This window comes from Thermogutta hypogea, assembly GCF_055386265.1.
In genome coordinates, this window is the sequence record NZ_AP042425.1 from 3,778,528 (window position 1) to 3,797,141 (window position 18,614).

General features: G+C 65.5%; 14 protein-coding genes. 6 read left to right on the forward strand and 8 right to left on the reverse strand.

Features of this window, described 5'->3' with window-relative positions:
* Positions 1-313: 313 nt before the first annotated feature.
* Positions 314-814, forward strand: a complete 501-nt coding sequence (locus ACZ5B4_RS13605; protein ID WP_464911773.1) for a tRNA (cytidine(34)-2'-O)-methyltransferase — start codon at positions 314-316, stop codon at positions 812-814.
* Positions 815-849: 35 nt separating this feature from the next.
* Here ACZ5B4_RS13605 and ACZ5B4_RS13610 read toward each other — a convergent pair whose 3' ends face one another.
* The 4 genes from ACZ5B4_RS13610 to ACZ5B4_RS13625 all read right to left on the reverse strand — a co-directional run bounded on the left by ACZ5B4_RS13610 (position 850) and on the right by ACZ5B4_RS13625 (position 5,407).
* Positions 850-2,175 carry an exosortase/archaeosortase family protein gene (locus ACZ5B4_RS13610; protein WP_464911774.1) on the reverse strand — a complete coding sequence of 442 codons (1,326 nt, stop codon included), beginning with the start codon at positions 2,173-2,175 and terminating at the stop codon, positions 850-852.
* A gap of 325 nt (positions 2,176-2,500) precedes the next feature.
* Positions 2,501-3,529, reverse strand: coding sequence for an RsmB/NOP family class I SAM-dependent RNA methyltransferase (locus ACZ5B4_RS13615; protein ID WP_464911775.1), 1,029 nt, complete (start codon positions 3,527-3,529; stop codon positions 2,501-2,503).
* A complete protein-coding gene (gene mqnC / locus ACZ5B4_RS13620) occupies positions 3,526-4,626 on the reverse strand; it encodes a cyclic dehypoxanthinyl futalosine synthase (protein ID WP_464911776.1) in 1,101 nt (366 codons plus the stop codon). The genes ACZ5B4_RS13615 and mqnC overlap by 4 nt, the downstream gene beginning before the upstream one ends.
* On the reverse strand, positions 4,571-5,407 hold the full coding sequence (locus ACZ5B4_RS13625; RefSeq protein ID WP_464911777.1) for a menaquinone biosynthetic enzyme MqnA/MqnD family protein: 837 nt from the start codon (positions 5,405-5,407) through the stop codon (positions 4,571-4,573). The genes mqnC and ACZ5B4_RS13625 overlap by 56 nt, the downstream gene beginning before the upstream one ends.
* Positions 5,408-5,700: 293 nt before the next feature.
* On the opposite strand from ACZ5B4_RS13625, the gene ACZ5B4_RS13630 reads away from it, so the two are divergent.
* The 5 genes from ACZ5B4_RS13630 (at position 5,701) to ACZ5B4_RS13650 (ending at position 14,602) form a co-directional block, all read left to right on the forward strand.
* Entirely contained in the window at positions 5,701-8,247 is a 2,547-nt protein-coding gene (locus ACZ5B4_RS13630; protein ID WP_464911778.1) for an HzsA-related protein, read from the forward strand.
* A 285-nt stretch (positions 8,248-8,532) separates the two neighbouring features.
* Positions 8,533-10,164 (forward strand): AAA family ATPase, encoded by a 1,632-nt coding sequence (locus tag ACZ5B4_RS13635; RefSeq protein ID WP_464911779.1) that lies wholly within the window; start codon positions 8,533-8,535, stop codon positions 10,162-10,164.
* 74 nt (positions 10,165-10,238) lie between these two features.
* The gene (locus ACZ5B4_RS13640) at positions 10,239-11,198 is read left to right on the forward strand and encodes a CBS domain-containing protein (protein ID WP_464911780.1); all 960 of its coding nucleotides are present in this window, start codon (positions 10,239-10,241) and stop codon (positions 11,196-11,198) included.
* Between the two features lie 257 nt (positions 11,199-11,455).
* Positions 11,456-13,753, forward strand: coding sequence for a polysaccharide biosynthesis tyrosine autokinase (locus ACZ5B4_RS13645; protein ID WP_464911781.1), 2,298 nt, complete (start codon positions 11,456-11,458; stop codon positions 13,751-13,753).
* A 60-nt stretch (positions 13,754-13,813) separates the two neighbouring features.
* Entirely contained in the window at positions 13,814-14,602 is a 789-nt protein-coding gene (locus tag ACZ5B4_RS13650; RefSeq protein WP_464911782.1) for an exosortase-associated EpsI family protein, read from the forward strand.
* A 33-nt stretch (positions 14,603-14,635) separates the two neighbouring features.
* Here the strand turns inward: ACZ5B4_RS13650 and rplT are convergent, their stop codons facing one another.
* From rplT to thrS, 4 genes are all read right to left on the reverse strand, one after another.
* Entirely contained in the window at positions 14,636-15,004 is a 369-nt protein-coding gene (rplT, locus tag ACZ5B4_RS13655; RefSeq protein WP_464911783.1) for a 50S ribosomal protein L20, read from the reverse strand.
* 151 nt (positions 15,005-15,155) lie between these two features.
* Positions 15,156-15,365, reverse strand: a complete 210-nt coding sequence (gene rpmI, locus ACZ5B4_RS13660; RefSeq protein ID WP_464911784.1) for a 50S ribosomal protein L35 — start codon at positions 15,363-15,365, stop codon at positions 15,156-15,158.
* Positions 15,366-15,675: 310 nt separating this feature from the next.
* Complete coding sequence (gene infC / locus ACZ5B4_RS13665) at positions 15,676-16,194, reverse strand: translation initiation factor IF-3 (RefSeq protein WP_464911785.1); 519 nt, start codon at positions 16,192-16,194, stop codon at positions 15,676-15,678.
* Between the two features lie 325 nt (positions 16,195-16,519).
* Entirely contained in the window at positions 16,520-18,487 is a 1,968-nt protein-coding gene (gene thrS, locus ACZ5B4_RS13670) for a threonine--tRNA ligase (protein WP_464911786.1), read from the reverse strand.
* Between the last annotated feature and the right edge of the window lie 127 nt (positions 18,488-18,614).

Here is an 18,614-nt window from a genome sequence, read left to right on the forward strand (position 1 = left end):
TTTCTGCCCCGGCGAGCAGAGGCCCTTCTTTTTTTGGGGGAACCCGAGATGCTCGCGGCCGCATCCCGCGAATTCCGTGTGCGCCGCTGCCGGACTTCCGCCGCCGGCGCCGAAGCCGCGCACGGAGCTCGGAGCGGCGTCCTCCCGCAGACATCCTCTTCGACCCCTCGGCGCCCGAAGGCCGTCTCCGCTATTATACGAGATCGGCCTCCCTCGGCACACGGGGCGATCGCATGGGGACGGGGTTCGGGCGGGCGGCTCCCTCGATCCGGCCTGCGTGGGATGCATCCGGGCAAGATATCGCGGCGGCGGCATGAGCAAGCCCCTGTTTCACGTGGTCCTATTTCAGCCGGAAATTCCCCACAACACCGGGGCGGTGGGCCGCACCTGCGTGGCCGTCGGCGCCAAGCTGTGGCTGATTCGACCGCTGGGATTTCGTATCACCGACCGGCACCTCAAACGTTCCGGCCTGGATTACTGGCAATACTTGGATTGGGAGGCGGTGGACCATTGGGACGAGCTGCAAGCCCGCCTCCCCGACCGGCGTTTTTGGTTCCTCACCAAAACGGCCTCCGTGCCGTACGCCCAAGCCCGGTATCAGCCGGGCGACGTCTTCGTGTTCGGCAGCGAATCGCGGGGGTTGCCGCCCTCCTTGCTCCAATCGCATTCCGAATCGCTCTTGCGAATTCCCATCAGCGGCCGGGTGCGGAGCTTGAATCTCTCCGTGAGCGTGGGCATCACGCTGTACGAGGCCTGGCGGCAGAGCGGATGGCAAACACTCGCCCAAGAGGGGGGCGCCGCATCATCGCCCTAAGGCGCCCTAATGCCTCCGCCGGACCGAAGCCGCCGCTAGCTCGCCGACTTGGACCGCGGCATCCGGCGTGCGGCAAGCGGCACCTCGGGATCGACATCCACGTAGAAGAGGCGGTCCAGCAGCCATTGCAACGCCGCCACGAGGAGGATGGCGGCGGGCGGCATGAGGTAGCCCGCCCAATCGTGAAACACCCGCTCCGCCGCTTCTCGCCCGGCGTACACGTACAACACCCCGGTCACCGTGATCCGCAGGAAGTTGACCGCCACCGCGATCGGGATCGCCGCCGCAACCAAGACGATCGACTGCCAAAGGGGGATTCGCACCAGAAACACGTACACCAAGACCAGGGCCGTCAGAACGGTGGCCATCCGCAAGCCGCTGCACTGCTCGACCACACCCAGCCGAAAATCTCCCAGGCGGATGAAGTTGCCGCCCTCGCTGGAGGCCTCCAACCCGAGGGTTTGCAGGGCATAGGCGCCGCTTTTCGCCGCCACGGTCTGAAGCGGTCCGAGCACGGCTTGCTCCACCGTGAACGGCAGGGGGAACATGAAGAACAGCAGGACGGCGGCGGGGAGCAGCCGACGCCAATCGCCGGCCTCGGCGAAGTACAAGACCACGCCTGTCGCAAGAGGAACGAAGGTGTACATCCCCGGCACGTCCAGGCCGAAGTAGCCGAAAACGAGGCGGAGAATCAACCCCAGGGCAATCAATCCCAAGGCGAACCCCGATTGCCAAGGGATGCCGCGCGGCAAGGGCGCGGCCGGTTCCGCGGCGACGAAGTTGCGACCGGCCGCCGCACTCTTCTTCGCTGAAGAAGGTGCCTGCATGGAGGCGGAGGCGGCGGGCGCCTCGCCGCGTGCCGGCGTGATTCCCGCGTCCGAGGGCGGCGATTGCCGGGTCCGTAGTCGTGCCCAAAGCGAGGCGGCCGTTCCCCAAATCAGCGCGGCCGCGTACAGCAGGCCGGCTGCGGTGCCTAACGCCGTTGCCGCGCGCCCCGCCGCGGATCCCGCCTCCCCTTCGGTCCAATCCGCCGGCGCACTCCCGGAAAAGCCGAGCGCCAAGCCGGCGAGGATCAGCAGGCCCACGAAAACCAGCGCCGCCCAGCGCTCGGCCGCATCACGCGGGGCGAAAGAGAACTCGCCCGCGTGCCGGCGATACCAAAAGAGCAGGACGGCGGCCGGCGGAATGAGCAGGCCGTGCGAGTACTGCGGCCCCTGCCAAGCCGCCGCCACGTCTTGAAAATCGGCCCAATACCCCCACACCAAAAGACACAACAACCCCGCCGACCATAAGGCGGCACGAACCGCCGGCGTGCGCGGTCGGGTCAGGTCGTGGGCTGGGGCCGCGGTCAATGGCTCCATACGCGCGGGCCGAGGAACGGGTTTCGATGAAAGGGTCCTGTCTTCGAGCGTCGCCGCTCATCGCCGACAGCCTGGAAGCCGCGACGACCGCGGAAGCGGCCGTGCGGCATGCCGTGCGGCATGAAGAGGCGCTCTATCCATGTCTATCCATGATAGTCCGCAGCCCCGTCGTTCACGACCCGGAACGACGAGATTTGCAAGCGATGCTCGCGCGGGAAGTCCGCCTCGAACTGACGCCCGAGGCTCCGGCGGGACACGCGTGGTTGCCGGCCGAGGCTCGCGCAGGACGCTCGTGGTCGCCCGAAGCTCGCGCGGGGTGCGCTGCTCACCATGTGCTCCCGAGGTCTCGACGGGAGCGCGGCCGCGTGCGGCCCCTTCGCCGCGCGGGGCGCCCCGCCGCCTCCAGGGAAGCCGTCTTCCGGAGAAGGCACAAGAAAAAGCCGTCCATCTCGTCGGTCGGCAAGATACGGACGGCCGCGGCGACCGCCGGGTGAAACTCGTGCTCGCCCCAGCGTGTCAAACCCGGCTGAAGATTCTCCAGGGGCAGAGAGATGGGTTCCGTGGCGATCGCTTCTCCGCAACGGCGAAGGAGGGAGTCCACCACCGCCTCGTTTTCCTCGGGGGCGAAGGAGCAAGTGCCGTACAGGATGATGCCGCCGACCTTGGCCGCCGCCGCGGCCGAGTGAAGCAAGCCGACCTGCTTGCGCGAACACTCGGCGATCTTCCGCGGAGACCACCGCGCGAACGAACTCGGATCGTCCGCGTGAAAACGACTTTCGCCCGAGCACGGGGCGTCCAGCAACACGCGATCGAATCGTTCGGGCGTCTTGCGGCCGATCGTGCGGCCGTCGGCCAAGTACGTCCGTACGTTGGCGGCTCCGCCCGTCTTAAGAACCGATTGCATCTTGTAGTAGCGCTCGCGAATGACCTCCACGGCGGCGATGCGCCCGCGGTTCTGCATCCGCTGAGCCATGAGCAAAGTCTTTCCGCCCGGCGCCGCGGCCAGATCGAGGACCTCTTCGCCCGGTTGCGGGTCGAGGACGCACACGGCGGCCATGCTGGAAAGATTCTGCAAACAGATGCGCCCGGTCGAGAACAGCGGCGACCGCACCAATCGCTCGCGGTGCTCGGCAGGCGCGGTGTAGGCGTCGGGCAACCACGGGACGGGGGTGAAGTCCACGCCCTCCCCTTGCAGCGCCGCCTCTACGTCCGTGGGCTCCGCCCGCAGGCGATTGACCCGAAACCCGACGCGTTTGGGTTCGGTCAACGCGCGGAGCGTGCGTTCGTAACGATCGGGCGGCACGACGGCCGCCAAACGCTCCAAGAAGGATGAGGGAAACGGGAGCCGGCTCACACTTCGAGCAGTTCGTAGTGGACGTTGCGCCGGCGAGGCTGGTAGCCGGCCTGTTGGATCAAGGACCGCAGCTCGCGCTCGCTGGTGCGGAATTGGGTTCCCGCCGCCGCGACCACGTTTTCCTCGATCATCAGGCTGCCCATGTCGTTGGCGCCGAAGCGTAGGGAGAGCTGCCCGACCTGAGCGCCCTGAGTGACCCAACTGGCCTGGATGTTGGGGAAATTGTCGAGGAACATCCGTGCCGTCGCCAGCATCCTGAGGTAGGCCGCGGCGCCCGCTTTCGAGATATGGGCCAGCTCCGTATGCTTCGGTTGGAAGGTCCAGCAGATGAAGGCGGTGAAGCCGCCGGTCTCGTCTTGCAGCTCGCGGAGGCGGCGGAGGTGTTCCACGCGTTCCTCCAACGTTTCGATGTGGCCGAACATCATGGTGGCCGAACCGCGGCCGCCCAGGCGGTGCCACGTGCGGCAGACCTCCAACCAATTGTCGGCGCCGACTTTTCCGGGGGCGAGGTTGCGGCGGACGCGATCGACGAGGATTTCGGCGCCGCCGCCGGGCAGACTCCCCAAGCCGGCGTCGCGCAGCCGCCCCAAGACCTCTTCGATGGAGAGCTTGGAGATTCGGGCGAAGAAGTAGATTTCGGGCGGGCTGAAACCGTGGATGTTGACCTCCGGGAAGCGCGCCTTGATCGCCCGCAAGAGATCCTCGTACCAGCTCAAGGGCAGCTTGGGGTTGAGGCCCCCTTGGAGCAGAATCTGGTCGCCGCCCAACTCCACGGTCTCGGCGATCTTGGCGAAGAGCACGTCTTCGTCTAGGACGTAACCTTCCTCGTGGCCGGGCCGCCGGGCGAAGGCGCAGAATTTGCACCCCGCCACGCAGATGTTGGTGTAGTTGATATTGCGGTCGATATTGTACGTGCGAAAAGGCTCCGGATGCAGGCGACGGCACACGGCGTCGGCGGCCTCGCCCAGGGCGGCCAAGTCGTCGCAATCGCGGAGGAGGGCCACGGCCTCTTGCTCCGTCAAACGGCAGCCGGCGACGGCCTTATCGAGAATCCGCGCAATCGTAGTCAAGGTGAACTCCGCTGGGAGCAAAACCATGTTTGGCCAAAAGTTCGCCGAAACGATCGAGGGCGGCCTTTTCGGCCTCACCCAGTCGGAAATGCAAGTTCCGACTTAGATAATCATAGCAAGTCGGGAAGGGCAGTCCCAAGTTTTCCGCCGCTTCGAGGGCGATCTCGCGGAGCCGGGCGACGCCCCGGTCCCTCGCGGCGGCAAAGCGCGGCCCCCAATAGGCGCGGTCCACGCCGGGTCGGGCGATCCAGAGCGCGAACACGAACGGCAGGCCCGTCCAACCGTGCCACATCGCTCCCACGTCCCAAACGTGCGGGAAGCCGGCCGGCCGAGACAGCATGGCGCGGTCCCCGATCAGCAGCACCGCGTCCTCCGGGATTTGCGCGAGGTCCTCGTCCAGGGGCAGGTCCCGCGTCCGCGGCCGAATTCCATGCAACTCCGCCAACAGTATCCGCACCAACGCCGCGCTGCTCCGCGAACCCGCATCCAGGGCCAAGGTCGCGATTCGATCGAGCGGCACGCGGCTGAAGAGGATTACGCTGCGGGCGACATCCTGCGCGGCGATGCAGGCGTCGGAAAGCACCATCGTGGACGGATCGCGAAAGGCGTGAAACGAGGGGACGACGGCCACATCCAATTCCCCGCCGGCCATCCGATCGGCAAGCCGGCTGGGGACGTCGTAAACGATGTTTTCCGCAGGAATGCAATCCCCTAGATAACGCAACAGCGGGACGGCGTTCAAATAGCATACGCCCCCCACGCGGGGCGCACCGTGATCGCTTTCGCCGGAAGTCTTGGGTAGTGACATATTTGCTTTGGAAAACACCAGGCCGATTCGCAGCGCCGGGCGGGCCGCGCGGGGCCGGCGCAAAACCGCGATTGTAAGGGCCGTGCGGCGATTGGGCCAGGTCGCCGCTCCCCACCATCGCCGGCAGAGCGACCCCGGATCATCTTTGCTTGCAGTGGTTTGTTTTCTTGCAGTCGCCTCCGCCTGTCTTCATAATCATCCATGAGAGGCGTTTTTTTCGGGCCGGATTGAGGCGGACGAGCCGTCCCGAGGCTCGCGCGGACCCCTCCTCCCCTAGAAAGTGAGTTGCGGCCATGGCTGGGCGTCGCTTCGACCGCTATGAGTTCTACGTAACTCTGACGCTGATGGTGCTTGGCTGGAGCGCGGTCGCCCGGGCCGAACCGCCCTCGGCCTACCCCGGTGACCCGGCCGAGCAAGCCCAATTGGAGGAGGATTGGCGGAAGCAGGACGGCATCGAAACGCCGCGCGAGGCGGTGACCTATCAACAGGCCGTCGCAGTCCTCTGGGGACGGATCGACAGCCTGATTGCGTACTTGGAGGACCGCGGATCATTGCCCGACGAGCTTCGCGCTCGAGCCTGCGCCTTGCGTCTGGAAGGCGACCGGTCGGCGGACGGGGCGACCGAGGAATCGACCTGGCGAGAGCTGTGGCTGAACATGCACCGGCTGCGCCGGGACCTCATGTTCAGCGCCCCGGAGGTGCCGCGCGGACCGATCGTCTTCATCAAGCAGGTCCCGAGTATCTTCAGTCATCAATTGACGCAATATCAGGGGAGCACGGCGCGGCCCGGCGGCGGGGTCTTCGTACTCGATCGCCCCGGCGTCTCGCTCGCTTGTCGGCCGCTGTTCGAGGCGAGTTTTCCGCCGGGAAGCTACCAATTCCTGGATGTGTCGCACGACGGGGAGCGCGTGCTTTTCGCCTATTGCGAGGTGCCTTCGATTCCGGCGAATCGCGATGAGTGCGTGGACCGAGCGTATCACCTCTACGAATGGCGGCGGGCGGACGGCTCCGTTCGACGCTTGACGGACGGGCCGTTCGACGACTTCGCCGGCCGCTACCTGCCGGACGGCCGCATCGTCTTCATCTCCACACGGCGCGGCGGGTATCACCGCTGCGGTCGCGGGCCTTGCCCCGTCCACGTGTTGACCCTGGCGGAAGCCGACGGCAGCCGGCCCCGGCCGATCTCGTTCCACGAAACGCACGAATGGGATCCCGCCGTCCTGCACGACGGCCGCATCATCTACACCCGCTGGGATTACGTGGATCGGCACGCCGTGTTTTACCAAATGCTGTGGACGGCCCGGCCCGACGGAACGGGCGTCGCCGCCTTCTACGGCAACAATACTTGGAACCCCGTCGGCGTGTGGGAGGCGCGGCCCGTCCCCGGCTCCCATCGGGTGATGGCCACCGCCGCCGCGCACCACGCCATGACCGCCGGATCGATCATCTTGATCGACCCCGATCGCGGCAACGACGGCTTGGAACCGCTGGAGCGCCTGACCCCGGACGCCTTGTTTCCGGAGAGCGAAGTCCCCTTGGCCAACCTGAGCCGCGAGGAGTACTGGTGGGCGGGCGTCGTGGATCGCGCTCGCATCGAGGTCCCCGTGGAGGCCCGACGCTGGCCGGGTCACTGCTACCGCTCCCCTTGGCCGTTCTCGGAGGCCTTCTTCTTGGCGGCGTACAGCTTCGACCGGTTGATCGGCGAACCGGACCCCAACCCGCCCGCCATGTTCGGCGTCTATCTCTGCGACCGCTTCGGCAACAAGGAGCTGCTGCATCGCGACCCGGCGATTTCCAGCTTGTGGGCCATGCCGCTCGGCCCGCGTCAGCGGCCGGTAAACCTGGCCCGATTGGACGTCGACGACGCTCCGGGGGCCGGCCGCTCCGGCGGCGGATCGCCGGTGTGGGCTGAGGGCGCGGTGCGATCGGTGTCGTTGAGCGGAGCCGATCTTGCCTCGGTGACGCCTGCGGCCCCGCAGGGCGCGGATACGCAGGCCGAGACGCCGCGCGGGTTCGGCACCCTGATCCTGCAAAATGTGTACGCCTCTTGGAAACCGCTTCCGGATGTGCCGATTAGGCGTCTCCGCATCGTGCAAGTGCTGCCCAAAGCCACCCCGCACGCCAACGATCCCATGGTCGGTTTGGCGAATGCCTCGCCGGGCAAGCAAGTGCTGGGCACGGTGCCCGTCGAGGAAGACGGTTCCGCCTACTTCACGGTCCCCGCCGGAGTGCCGATCGCGTTTCAGGCCCTGGACGAACAGGGCCGCGCCGTGCAGACCATGCGGAGTTTGACGTATCTTCAGCCGGGCGAGACGTTGAGTTGCGTGGGCTGCCACGAGCCGCGACACGTGGCACCGGCGGTATCTCGGCCGCCCCTCGCCTTGCGGCGCGAGCCGTCGGCGATTACCCCCGGTCCGGAGGGGTCTCGGCCCTTCAGCTTTCCACGCCTGGTGCAGCCCATCCTGGACCGCAAGTGCGCAGCCTGCCACCGCGACGACAAGGCGGAAGGCGGTCTCAATTTGGTCGGGCGTCCCGAGGGGGCCTTCACCGTCGCTTATCTCCAATTGGCCGCCAAGGTGCCGTTTTCGGCTTGGACGGGGGCGCATCCGTCCGCGAACGCGGAGCCGGCCACGCCGCCCGACCATTTCGGCTCCCGGGCCTGCCGTTGGTTCGAGGAAATCCTTGCAGGCCGGCATTTCGGCGTTCAATTGACGGCCGAAGAGGTCGAGGCATGCGCCACCTGGATGGACGTCAACGCCCTGTTTTACGGGACGTTCGACCGCGCATTGCAGGCCCGGCAACTCCGCGGGGAAAGCATCCCCGGACCGGGTCTGGAATAGCCGCGGCCGTTGGGAGCAAGGCGTCGGCCGGTCCGTGGGCGCCTTCCGCCCTGCGCGTCTCTCGGCGTTTCTTGCCGCGCCGTCACAGCTCACGCCCCCTTTCCGCGGGTGATGCCTACCGGCACGGGAGAACGGAATGGGTCCGCTCCCCGAGTCGTAACGTATGCTTTTCTTGAGCCGATCTCTCGGAGGTAGCCGGGGGGATCGCATCGGCGAACGTTGTGTGAATGGGGCCGCGACCCGGACCGGTCGCCCTGCTCATCCCACTTGCGCACGAGACCTTCCATGACCAAGAAATCGGACGCGGGACTGCTGGCACGACTCTTGGGGCGCGATTCGCAACTTCCCGACGCAACGGTGCTTCAAGCCTTGGAGGCGGCGCCGCCGGAAAACGAAGTACTTTCGTCCCCGGGGGAGCGCTTAGGCGACGAGCGAACGGGCGAGCCGGGGGACGATCTGGCCGCGTTACCGCCCCGCCGCGACGCCGCGGATTCGGAGGACCCCGACCAGGAGGCCGAAATCGAGCGGGTCCTGCGGCGGATTCAAGGACTGGTTGCCGCGGAGGAAAAGAACGCCCGCGCGGAGGAGCAGCCGGAAGCCGAGGGACGCTCCGCGTCGTTTCCCGAGACCGGCCGCACGCTGGAAAGCTGGGCCAAGACCGAGTTCGTCCCCATCGAGCCGGAATCGCTCGAAGAGGCCCAGTTGACCGAGAGCGAGGTCGAGGCGCTGATTTTGAAATACCTCTTGGCGCGCGGCGAGGCCAGCGGCCGGGCGGTGGCGGATCAGATCAAATTGCCCTTCGTCCTCGTCGATCAACTGCTGCGCCGCCTGAAGCTGGAACGCCTGGTGGGGCATCGTTGCGACGCCCCGATGAACGACTACGTTTACGAGTTGGGCGAGTTGGGGCGCGAACGTGCCCGGCGGTATTCCCAGCACTGCACCTATTTCGGTGCCGCTCCCGTCTCGCTGAAGGACTATGTTGCGAGCGTGCAAGCGCAATCGCTGACGCAGCAGCGGCCCACCGCCGAGGAATTGAAGGCCGCCTTCGGCGACCTGCTGCTCAACCGTCGCATGCTGGATCGACTGGGACCGGCCGTGAACTCCGGGCGAGGACTGTTCCTGTACGGCGCGCCGGGAAACGGAAAGACGAGCATCGCCGAACGGGTGACGGCGGCCTTCGGGCCGTATATCTGGGTGCCTCGCGCCCTGGGCATCGACGGCGAGATCATCCGCGTCTTCGATCCCGTCAATCATCACGAGGTCCCCCTGCCCGAGAACACCGGCTTGATCGACTCCCGCAAGGTCGATCGCCGCTGGGTCCGAATCCGCCGGCCGACGATCATCGCCGGGGGTGAATTGACCATGGCGGCGCTGGAGGTGACGCTGAACACCTCCACCGGCATCTGCGAGGCTCCCCTGCAATTGAAAAGCAACTGCGGCACGCTGGTGATCGACGACTTCGGGCGGCAACGCATGCCCATCCACGAGCTGCTCAACCGCTGGATCGTCCCCTTGGAAAAACGCTACGATTTCCTCAATCTGCCCAACGGCAAGAAAATCTGCGTGCCCTTCGATCAGTTGATCGTCTTCTCCACGAACTTGGAGCCGCGGGAATTGGTGGACGAGGCCTTTCTGCGGCGGATCCCCTACAAAATCGAGGTGGTGGATCCGAGCGAGGAGGAGTTCCGGAATCTGTTCGCGATCCTGGCCCCGAAGCTGGGCATCCAGTACGACGCGGCGGCCGTCGATTATCTGGTGGAAAAGCACTACAAGCGCGCCGGCCGGGCATTTCGCTTTTGCCAGCCGCGCGACCTCCTGCTCCAGGTCCTCAACTATTGCAAGTATGCCGACGTCACTCCGCGGATGTCGCCGGAATTGTTCGATCTGGCCGTGGACAACTATTTCGCCGTGATGTGATTCCACCGGGTTGCGCGCCTCGGCGCTGAACGTTCTTCGCCGGGACGGGCGCTTTTACGGAGAGATGCGAGCCGATGAAGCCGTTCCGTCGAATAGCGGCAGGAATCGCCGGGGCCGGTCGCCTTGCTTCGGGCCAAAGCGGAGCCGCCGTTTCAGAGTACGCCCTCATCCTGGGCGGGATCGCGGGGGGGATCTTGCTGGTCTCCGGCCTGGGACTCGTCATTCGGGAAACGTTCACCCAAATCGGAAAAGGCAACGACGCAATCGCGGCCGACCGTGCCGGCAAAGCCGTCTCCGTGTGGGGCGCATGGCCGGGCGGAGACCTCCGGTGGCACGGGTTCCCGACGTCCGGCGGCATCGGGGCTGCGCTTTCCGCGAAGGGAACCGCCGCATCCCTCGCCGCGGCCGGCGGCCTGGTGATCGTGCTGGCATTGCCGTTTCTCCTCGCCTTGCGAAAAGGCTGCCCCTTCCGTCGCAACACCTCGCCCGAAAAAGGGGCCGTTGAGGCCGTGCCTCTCGCGCACGAGCAATTGCTCTTCCAAAAACGCAACGTCCTGCGAAGGGTGCTAATGCGCCGCATGGACGACGAGCGGGAACCCAAGGCCGGGATGGTCCGAGTCCGGGACGTGATGACCGATGATCCGGTTCAGGTGGGGCCTGGAACGCCCATCCCGCAAATTGCCGAGTTGATGCGGGCACGCAAGATTCGGCACGTCTTGGTGGTCGATCGCACGGGCCGCGTGCTGGGCGTGATCAGCGACCGCGACGTCTGCCGGCCGCGGGGCAAGACGGCGCGCGAGGTCATGTCGCAGCCGCCCATCACCGTCTCGCCCGAGGCGGAGATCATCCCCGCCGTGACGATTTTGCTCCAGCGACGGATCTCTTGTCTGCCGGTCGTCCACGAGGAGAAAGTGTTGGGAATCCTTACCGTCACGGACGTTCTGATCGCCTTCCAGGCCCTGATCCAAAGCCTGAGCCAGATCGAGTCCTTGACCGTGACGGAAACCGAGGACGCCTTGCTCCGCACGTCTTGAAGGCGTGGCGAACCCTCCATCTCGCGGCCGAATCACTGGGGCGCCAGGCTCTGCGGTGCGGTAGGCGGCCGCATCCGCCGCCGGCCGCGGGCGGTCGCTCGCCCCAAAGCGGCATTTATCGCTGGCAATCCGCGGTTTGGGCAACCACAATATAGATTCGGCCCGAATTGGGCCGAGCTGAGTTCGGCACCATGGCTCGTACCGGTTCGTGAAGCGACGCGCGAGGGTGGTTCCCGCCATGGCGGGCCACGCTATCCATGTCCATGACATTGAGTATCAATCAGGGGCTGCAACCGACGGTGAAGCCGTCCGGACCGACGATCCCGGGGACGGTGCGGGAGACGCTTCAGGGTCCGCCCAAGCCGGTCGACGTGCTGCACGCCCTCCGCCGCCGTTGGCTGTGGATTGCGGTCTTGGGGACGATCCTGCCGGGGATCGCCATGTTCTTGGCGGATCGCAAGGTTCCGGTGGAATACACGGCCGCGGCCTGGCTGCGCGTCTCGCTCCAGCGGCCCAAGGTGGTGTTCGAGACCCGAGACGACGACCCGCTTTTGCGGCAGCGGCAGACCCAAGCCACGCTGATCACCAGCAATTTGGTGCTCAATGCGGCGCTGCGCCGGGAGGGCATCGCCCAATTGCCGCTGATCGCCGGCAAGGCCGACCCCGTGCAATGGCTGCGGCAGCAGATTCGCGTCCGCTTTCCCGGCGAGGCCGACATCCTGGAAATCTCCATGAAAGGCGAGGACCCGCAGCAGATCAAGGAAATCGTCAACGCGGTCAAGGACGCCTACATGGAGCAGGTGGTGAACGTCGATCGGGAATTCGTCCTCCGCCGCAAGAACCTGCTTCAGCAAAGCTACGAGCGCACGTTGGAGTTGGTGAAGAATCGGTCGGCTCGCTACGAGGAGCTGGCCAATGCCGTCGGCAGCAGCGATTCGGAGGTGGTGCGGCGCAAGGCCGTCACGGCGCTGGAGACGCTGGCCGATCATCGCCGCCGCGTGAACGAGATTCGCCGCCAGATCGGCGGGCTGGATCGCAAGGTGGCGGTGCTTCGATCCCGGCTCGAATTGCTGGAGAAAGAGCGGCCCGAAAGCACGGAGGAGGAACGTCGCGCCCGGGACGAGGCGGTGATCCGACAGATCGTGGAGGCGGGTTTGGCGGCCGATCCGTGGTTGACCGCCGCCGTGCAGAGAAAGAATCTCGTCGAGGCGCAACTGTTCGAGGAGCGGCAGCGGGCGGCGCCGGGGACGGAGGCCCCCACCATCCGGCGGTTGACCGAGGAATTGCGGTCGCTGGAGGCGGCGACGGCCCAGCGCCGGGCCGAATTGGAGCCGGCGCTCACCGAATACGCCCGCGAACAAATCGAAAAAGGACGAACCGGCTTGCCGCCCACCGAAGCCGAACGCCTGCAAAACGAGATCGCCGCGGCCGAACTGGAGAAGGCCGTCCTCGAGGATGAGTTGAAGCTGGCGTTGGAGCAGTTCGAGAAAGAGGCGGCCGACGCCGAACGCTTCGGCAAGTACTCGGCCGACTTGGAGGCGGAACGGGCCGAATTGGAGCGGCTCAAGGCCATCGCCGATCGCACCGGCGACGAGCTGGAGCGCTGGAACGTGGAATTGGAGGCCCCGCCTCGCGTGGTGGAATTCGAGCCGGCCGACGTCCCCCGGGTAAACAACCTGCACGATAAACAAAGGCTGGTCCTCTTCATCGGGCTGACGACCTTGGCCGGCGTCGTGATCCTGGTGGTCTTGGGCGATTACCTGCTGCGGCCCGTCAGTTCCACCTCGCAATTGGCTTACGGATTGGGGCTTCCCGTCATCGGCGACCTGCCGATCCTACGGCGGAGATGGCTGCCGAACCTCTCTCGCAACGGCACGGTCCCCGCCGACGTTCGGGCGGTGTTGACCGAGTCCGTGGATCAGATTCGCACGACGTTGTTGCACCGGGCGGCGCGGGACGGCTTGAAGGCCGTCTTGGTCACCAGCGCCCTGGCTCAAGAGGGCAAAACGACGACGGCGGCTCAGTTGGCCCTGAGCTTGGCCCGAGCCGGGCGCCGGACGGTGCTGGTGGACGGCGATATCCGCCGCCCCCGCGTTCATCGGATTTTCGGCCGCCGCCTGGGCCCGGGATTGAGCGAATGGGTCCGCGGCGAGGCGAAGCTCCCGGATGTCGTCCAGCAGACGGAATTCGAGATGCTTCAGGTGGTGACGGCCGGGCACGGCGACGCCGCCGCCCTGGAGGGGATCGCCCAAGGCAAAGCCGACGCCTTGTTCGAACGCCTGCGCGACGGCTTCGATCTGGTGATCGTCGATTCCAGTCCGCTGCTCACGACCGCCGACGCCCTGGTGCTGGCGCGGCTGACCGACGGCGTCCTGCTCTCCGTGCTTCAGGACGGCAGCCGCCTTGCCCGGGTCTACGAGGCCGTGCAAAGACTCCGGGCCGTGGACATGGCGCTGTTGGGCGTGGTGCTCCACGGCGCGCATTATCGCCGTTACCGCTCGTATTACCGCCGTTATACGATCGACGTGGCTCCGCAGCCCGCCGGCAAGGCATAGCCGTCCTTCAAGGCGCGGGCAGTCGAGAGATCGGGGCCGAAATCGCGGGGATGAACGACGATGGCTGGGCAGTACCGGCTTGGCGGGCAAGCGATCGTACCGGGGCTGATCGCCGCCGCGATCGTGCTGTGCGCCGTGGTGGAGGGCTACTGGTCGGGACGCTGGAGCCGCGGCGACGGGGAGCTTCCGCCGGGCTTTTCGCAAGCGGTTCAAACCCTGCCTTTGGAAACGCGATCCTGGCAGGGGCGGATGTCCCCGCCCGTCGACCCTCGCGTCCTCGAGATCAGCGGAGCGTCCGTCATCGCCTCCGCCGTCTATCGCCATCGGGCGACGGCCGACGCCGCCACCGTCTTCCTGGTGGGCGGTTGGTCGCGCGACGTCTCCGTGCACACGCCCGACGCTTGCTATCCCGGGGCGGGCTTCACGATGGAAGGCAAACCTTACCCGTTCCTGATCGAATACCTGCCGTCCCTCCCGGAATCAGGGAACCGGCAAGCGGACGGTGAGGCTCGCGAGGTCCGAACCGCCGAATTCACAACGGCCGTGTTCACCAAAGCCGAACCGACCGGCACGGTTCGCCTGCGGGTGTTTTGGGCTTGGCAGGACGGGTCGGGTTGGAAGTCGCCGCCTATGCCGCGATGGACCTACGGCGGACGCAGGCCGCTGGTCAAAGTCTATTTCGTCGCGGAATCGCCCGCCGGAACCCTGGCGCATCAAAGCCCGGCCGCGGCCTTGGCCCGGGAACTGCTGCCACGCCTGGACGCCGTGGTCACGCCGGCGCTGCAACCCGACGGCGCAAGCACCGCCGAACCGGCGCACGGGCCGCAAGGTTCGGGCGCGGAGCGCTAGGGTGAAGAGCGCAGCCGATCGCCTGCGAGCGGCTCAGACGGCGGCCGGTTGCTCCAGAGCGGCCTTGGCCTGCTCCACGATCCGGTCGAAGCCCTCGGGATCGGAGACCGCCAGCTCGGCCAAAGTCTTGCGATCCAAATCGATATGGGCCTTTTTCAGGCCGTCGATGAAGCGGCTATAGAGCATGCCCCGCTGACGGACGGCCGCGCTGATGCGGACAATCCACAACCGGCGGAATTCGCGCTTGCGGACGCGGCGATCGCGAAAAGCGTACACACCGGCCCGAATCAGCGTCTCCTTGACCGTTCGGACCAGCTTCCTCCTGCCGCCCACGAAACCCTTCGCGCGGCGAAACAGACGTTTGAGATTCTTGCGTCGTGTGGAACTCGTCTTGGTACGCATGGCAAAACCTTTTCGGGTACGAGATCAAGGCCCCTCTTCCTAGAGAAGAGGCGTTTCCAGCCCGCTCGCCGTTCGAGCGGATGCTACGGAAGCATCCGGGACTGATTCAACCAAACCCCTCGGTCAGGGTATGGCACCGCCTTGGGCGGCGTCAGTCGTTGGGAAGCATCGACAAAATCCGCGGCGTTTCCACTTCGCTGAGAACATCGGTGCCGCGGCGATTCCGCTTGGTCTTTTGATCTTTTCGCGTCGCCAAGTGGCTGGTGCCCGCCGTGCGGTGCTTGACCTTGCGGTTGGCCGTGACTTTGAATCGCTTTTTGACGGCCTTCTTGGTCTTCTGTTTGTATTTTTTGACAGCCATTCCAACGGGTTCCGTAAAGATGATAGAGGGAAGCGTACGCGTCGGGAAGCGGCACCAGCGTTCGCCCGAACCGCGGCCCGGCGGACCCATTCTGCCGAGACGCCGACGAACGCGCGCAAGGGCCGGTCTCGCCGATTGGGAAACTACGATTATAGCCGCGCGGTCACCCCTTGGGAAGGCGACGCGCGCCTTGAGGAGGCTTCCCGGGGGCCGATTGCAACCCGGGCACCGTCACACCGCCCTTCCCACCCGTGGATTGGGAGGATCGGGTTTCCGGGGAGACGGCGAGCGACTGCTTCCGGTGGGGGGGTTACTTGGGCACGAACGTGCAAATCAGTCGGCGGCTTTGGCGACTGATGCCGCCTTCGACTTTGCCGAATTCGGCCAAGCGCTCGATGATGTGGTTGAGGACCTTCTCCCCTTCGTCGATGTGGGCCAACTCTCGACCGCGGAAGATGACCGAGACTTGAACTTTGTCGCGATCTTCGAGGAACTCTTTCGCGCGGTTGATCTTGACGTTCAAGTCGGCCTCGCCGGTGCCCGGCCGCACGCGGATTTCCTTGAGCTTCATCTGCTGGGCCTGCGTCTTCTGGGCCCGCTTCTTTTGCAGATACTTGAATTTTCCGAAGTCAAGGATGCGGCATACCGGCGGTTGTTCGTTGGGAGCGACTTCGACCAGGTCCAACCCGGCTTCGCGGGCGGCCGTCAAGGCCTGATCCCGCGAAACGATGCCCAGTTGCTCGCCTTCCACCCCAATCAACCGCACTTGAGGACTGCGGATCCGCTCATTGACGCGATAGTTTTTCTCCTCGATTGTCGTACTCCTCATTACCGAACAAGATCTCCGGAACCCAGTGGTACTGTAAATAGCGACTCCGGCCCGCGCCGGAGACTTTCCGCTCGATCATTCATTCCCGCCGCCGGCGGAAAAGGAGACCCGCATCCCCTCTTCCCGACGGCTTTCGCCGCAACGTGTTCCGCGATTTTTCCATCGGCAGTGTGCGCGGCAAACTGTAGTGTTCCCCGCGATTGCGCTGATGTTTGCTAGAGTATTGTTCAAGTCGCTTGGGAAGTCAACAGATCGGCCGGAAAAGTCGGCATCCCGGGGCGATGCCCATGAGACGGCAGGCGCAACGGCGGGCACGGCCGGAGCATCAGGCGGCGGTCCTTTTTCCGGGCAGGCGTCGCGAGCGAACCTCGTCCAAGAGTTGCTCTATCAAGGCGGCCAGGGGCACGGCCCCCAAATCGCCCTCATGCCGCGATCGCAAGGCGACCGTGCCGTTTTCCTGCTCGCGCCCGCCGATGACGGCCATGTAGGGCACCAACTCCAACTGGGCATCGCGGATCTTGGCGCCTACCTTTTCCGCCCGGTAGTCGCCGGCCGCACGCAGCCCCGCCGCCCGCAACCGCGACTCCACCTCCCGGCCGTACTCCTCGAATTTTTCGCTGACCGTCAGGACGCGAATCTGTTCGGGCGAAAGCCAGAGGGGAAAGGCCCCGGCGAAATGCTCGATCAAAATGCCGGTAAACCGCTCCAAGGATCCGAAGGGGGCGCGATGGATCATGACGGGCCGGTGCGGCCGATTGTCGGCGCCGATGTACTCCAAATTGAAGCGTTGGGCGCTGGGGAGGTTGTAATCCAGTTGCACCGTACCCAACTGCCACTCCCGGCCGATGCAGTCCGAGACGATGAAATCGGCTTTGGGGCCGTAGAAGGCCGCCTCACCCGGGGCCGTCTCCAGGTTCGGCAGGTTCATGGATCGGCAGACCTCGATCAAAGCCGTCTCGGCACGCTGCCATACCTCCGGGTCGCCCACATACTTATCGCTTGCCGGATCGCGGAGGCTCAACCGCACGCGATATTCATCGAAACCGAGCGTTTGCAGCACGAACTGCGTCATCTCGATGCAGGCGCGAAACTCGTCGGGCACCTGTTCTTCGGTACAGAAGATATGGGCATCGTCCTGGGTGAATCCCCGCACCCGCGTCATGCCCGTCAATTCTCCCGACTGCTCGAAGCGGTAGACGGTCCCGAATTCGGCCAAGCGGAGGGGCAGCTCCTTGTAGCTGCGGGGCCGGGATTGGTAGATCATGATGTGATGCGGACAATTCATGGGCTTGAGCAGGTAGCGATCGCCCTCGGCCATCTGGATGGGAGGAAACTGGCTGTCCGCGTAGTAGGGGTAGTGCCCCGACGTTTGGTAAAGTTCGACCCGCCCGATGTGCGGCGTATAAACGGCCTGGTACCCGCGCCGCATCAATTCCTCGTACAAGAAGTTCTCCAATTCGCGGCGGAGGACGGCACCCTTGGGCAGCCATAGGATCAGCCCCGAACCCACCGTCGGCTCGATCGTGAACAGCTCCAGCCGCTTGCCCAGCACGCGATGATCGCGCTTCTTGGCCTCGGCCAGGCGGTCGAGGTACTGCCGCATCTCGTCCTGCGAGAACCAGGCCGTGGCGTAGAGACGTTGGAGTTGCTGCCGCGCGGCGTCGCCCCGCCAATACGCGCCGGCCACCGACAGCAGCTTGAAGGCCTTGATCCAGCCGGCGGAAGGCACGTGCGGCCCTTCGCAAAGATCGAGAAACTCGCCCAGCCGGTAAAAGGACACCGTCGTCTCGTTCCGCAGGCCGTCCTCCAGGTGCTCCACCTTGAAGGGCTGGTCGAGTTCGCGGCAGATTTCCACGGCCTTGTCGTGCGGCACTTCGATCCGTTCGAACGGCTCGTCCAGCTCCGCCAGCCGGGCCATCTCGGCCTCGATGCCGGAAAAATCGTCCTCGGTAAGGCTGCGGGAAAGGAGGAAATCGTAGTAGAAGCCGTTCTCCACCGGAGGGCCGAAGGCCAGCTTGGCGCCGGGGAACAGCCTCATCACCGCGCGGGCCATGAGGTGCGCGGCGGAATGTCGCATCAGCGTCAGGACCTCGGCGTCCCGCTGAGTCAGCAGTCGAAAATCGAATCGCCCTTCCTCAGGAAGATACGTCAGCAAATCGATCAAACGGTCGTCGAGCTTGGCGGCCAGGGCCGTCTTGGTCCAACGGGGTCCCAATTCACCGACCACGTCGAGTCCGCGGACCCGGCGCTCGAACCGCAGCGCTTTTCCATCCGGTAAAATCAATTCCAACATGCAAGTCCTTCCTTCCCCACGCATGCCGCGACCGCCGGAAGGGCGGCCGAAGCCGTAAACCTTATCAGTATCGAACATTTGGCGCGAAAAGAAAAGGTTGGCCTTCCCGACCGAGCGATGCGTGTCG

Bases quoted from the DNA above. Each gene is read 5' to 3' on its own strand.
- thrS (WP_464911786.1), bottom strand. From the start codon at position 18,487: ATGTTGGAATTGATTTTACCGGATGGAAAAGCGCTGCGGTTCGAGCGC.
- ACZ5B4_RS13640 (WP_464911780.1), top strand. From the start codon at position 10,239: ATGAAGCCGTTCCGTCGAATAGCGGCAGGAATCGCCGGGGCCGGTCGC.
- ACZ5B4_RS13630 (WP_464911778.1), top strand. From the start codon at position 5,701: ATGGCTGGGCGTCGCTTCGACCGCTATGAGTTCTACGTAACTCTGACG.
- rpmI (WP_464911784.1), bottom strand. From the start codon at position 15,365: ATGGCTGTCAAAAAATACAAACAGAAGACCAAGAAGGCCGTCAAAAAG.
- ACZ5B4_RS13605 (WP_464911773.1), top strand. From the start codon at position 314: ATGAGCAAGCCCCTGTTTCACGTGGTCCTATTTCAGCCGGAAATTCCC.
- mqnC (WP_464911776.1), bottom strand. From the start codon at position 4,626: ATGGTTTTGCTCCCAGCGGAGTTCACCTTGACTACGATTGCGCGGATT.
- rplT (WP_464911783.1), bottom strand. From the start codon at position 15,004: ATGCGTACCAAGACGAGTTCCACACGACGCAAGAATCTCAAACGTCTG.
- ACZ5B4_RS13625 (WP_464911777.1), bottom strand. From the start codon at position 5,407: ATGTCACTACCCAAGACTTCCGGCGAAAGCGATCACGGTGCGCCCCGC.
- ACZ5B4_RS13650 (WP_464911782.1), top strand. From the start codon at position 13,814: ATGGCTGGGCAGTACCGGCTTGGCGGGCAAGCGATCGTACCGGGGCTG.
- ACZ5B4_RS13635 (WP_464911779.1), top strand. From the start codon at position 8,533: ATGACCAAGAAATCGGACGCGGGACTGCTGGCACGACTCTTGGGGCGC.
- infC (WP_464911785.1), bottom strand. From the start codon at position 16,194: ATGAGGAGTACGACAATCGAGGAGAAAAACTATCGCGTCAATGAGCGG.
- ACZ5B4_RS13610 (WP_464911774.1), bottom strand. From the start codon at position 2,175: ATGGAGCCATTGACCGCGGCCCCAGCCCACGACCTGACCCGACCGCGC.
- ACZ5B4_RS13645 (WP_464911781.1), top strand. From the start codon at position 11,456: ATGTCCATGACATTGAGTATCAATCAGGGGCTGCAACCGACGGTGAAG.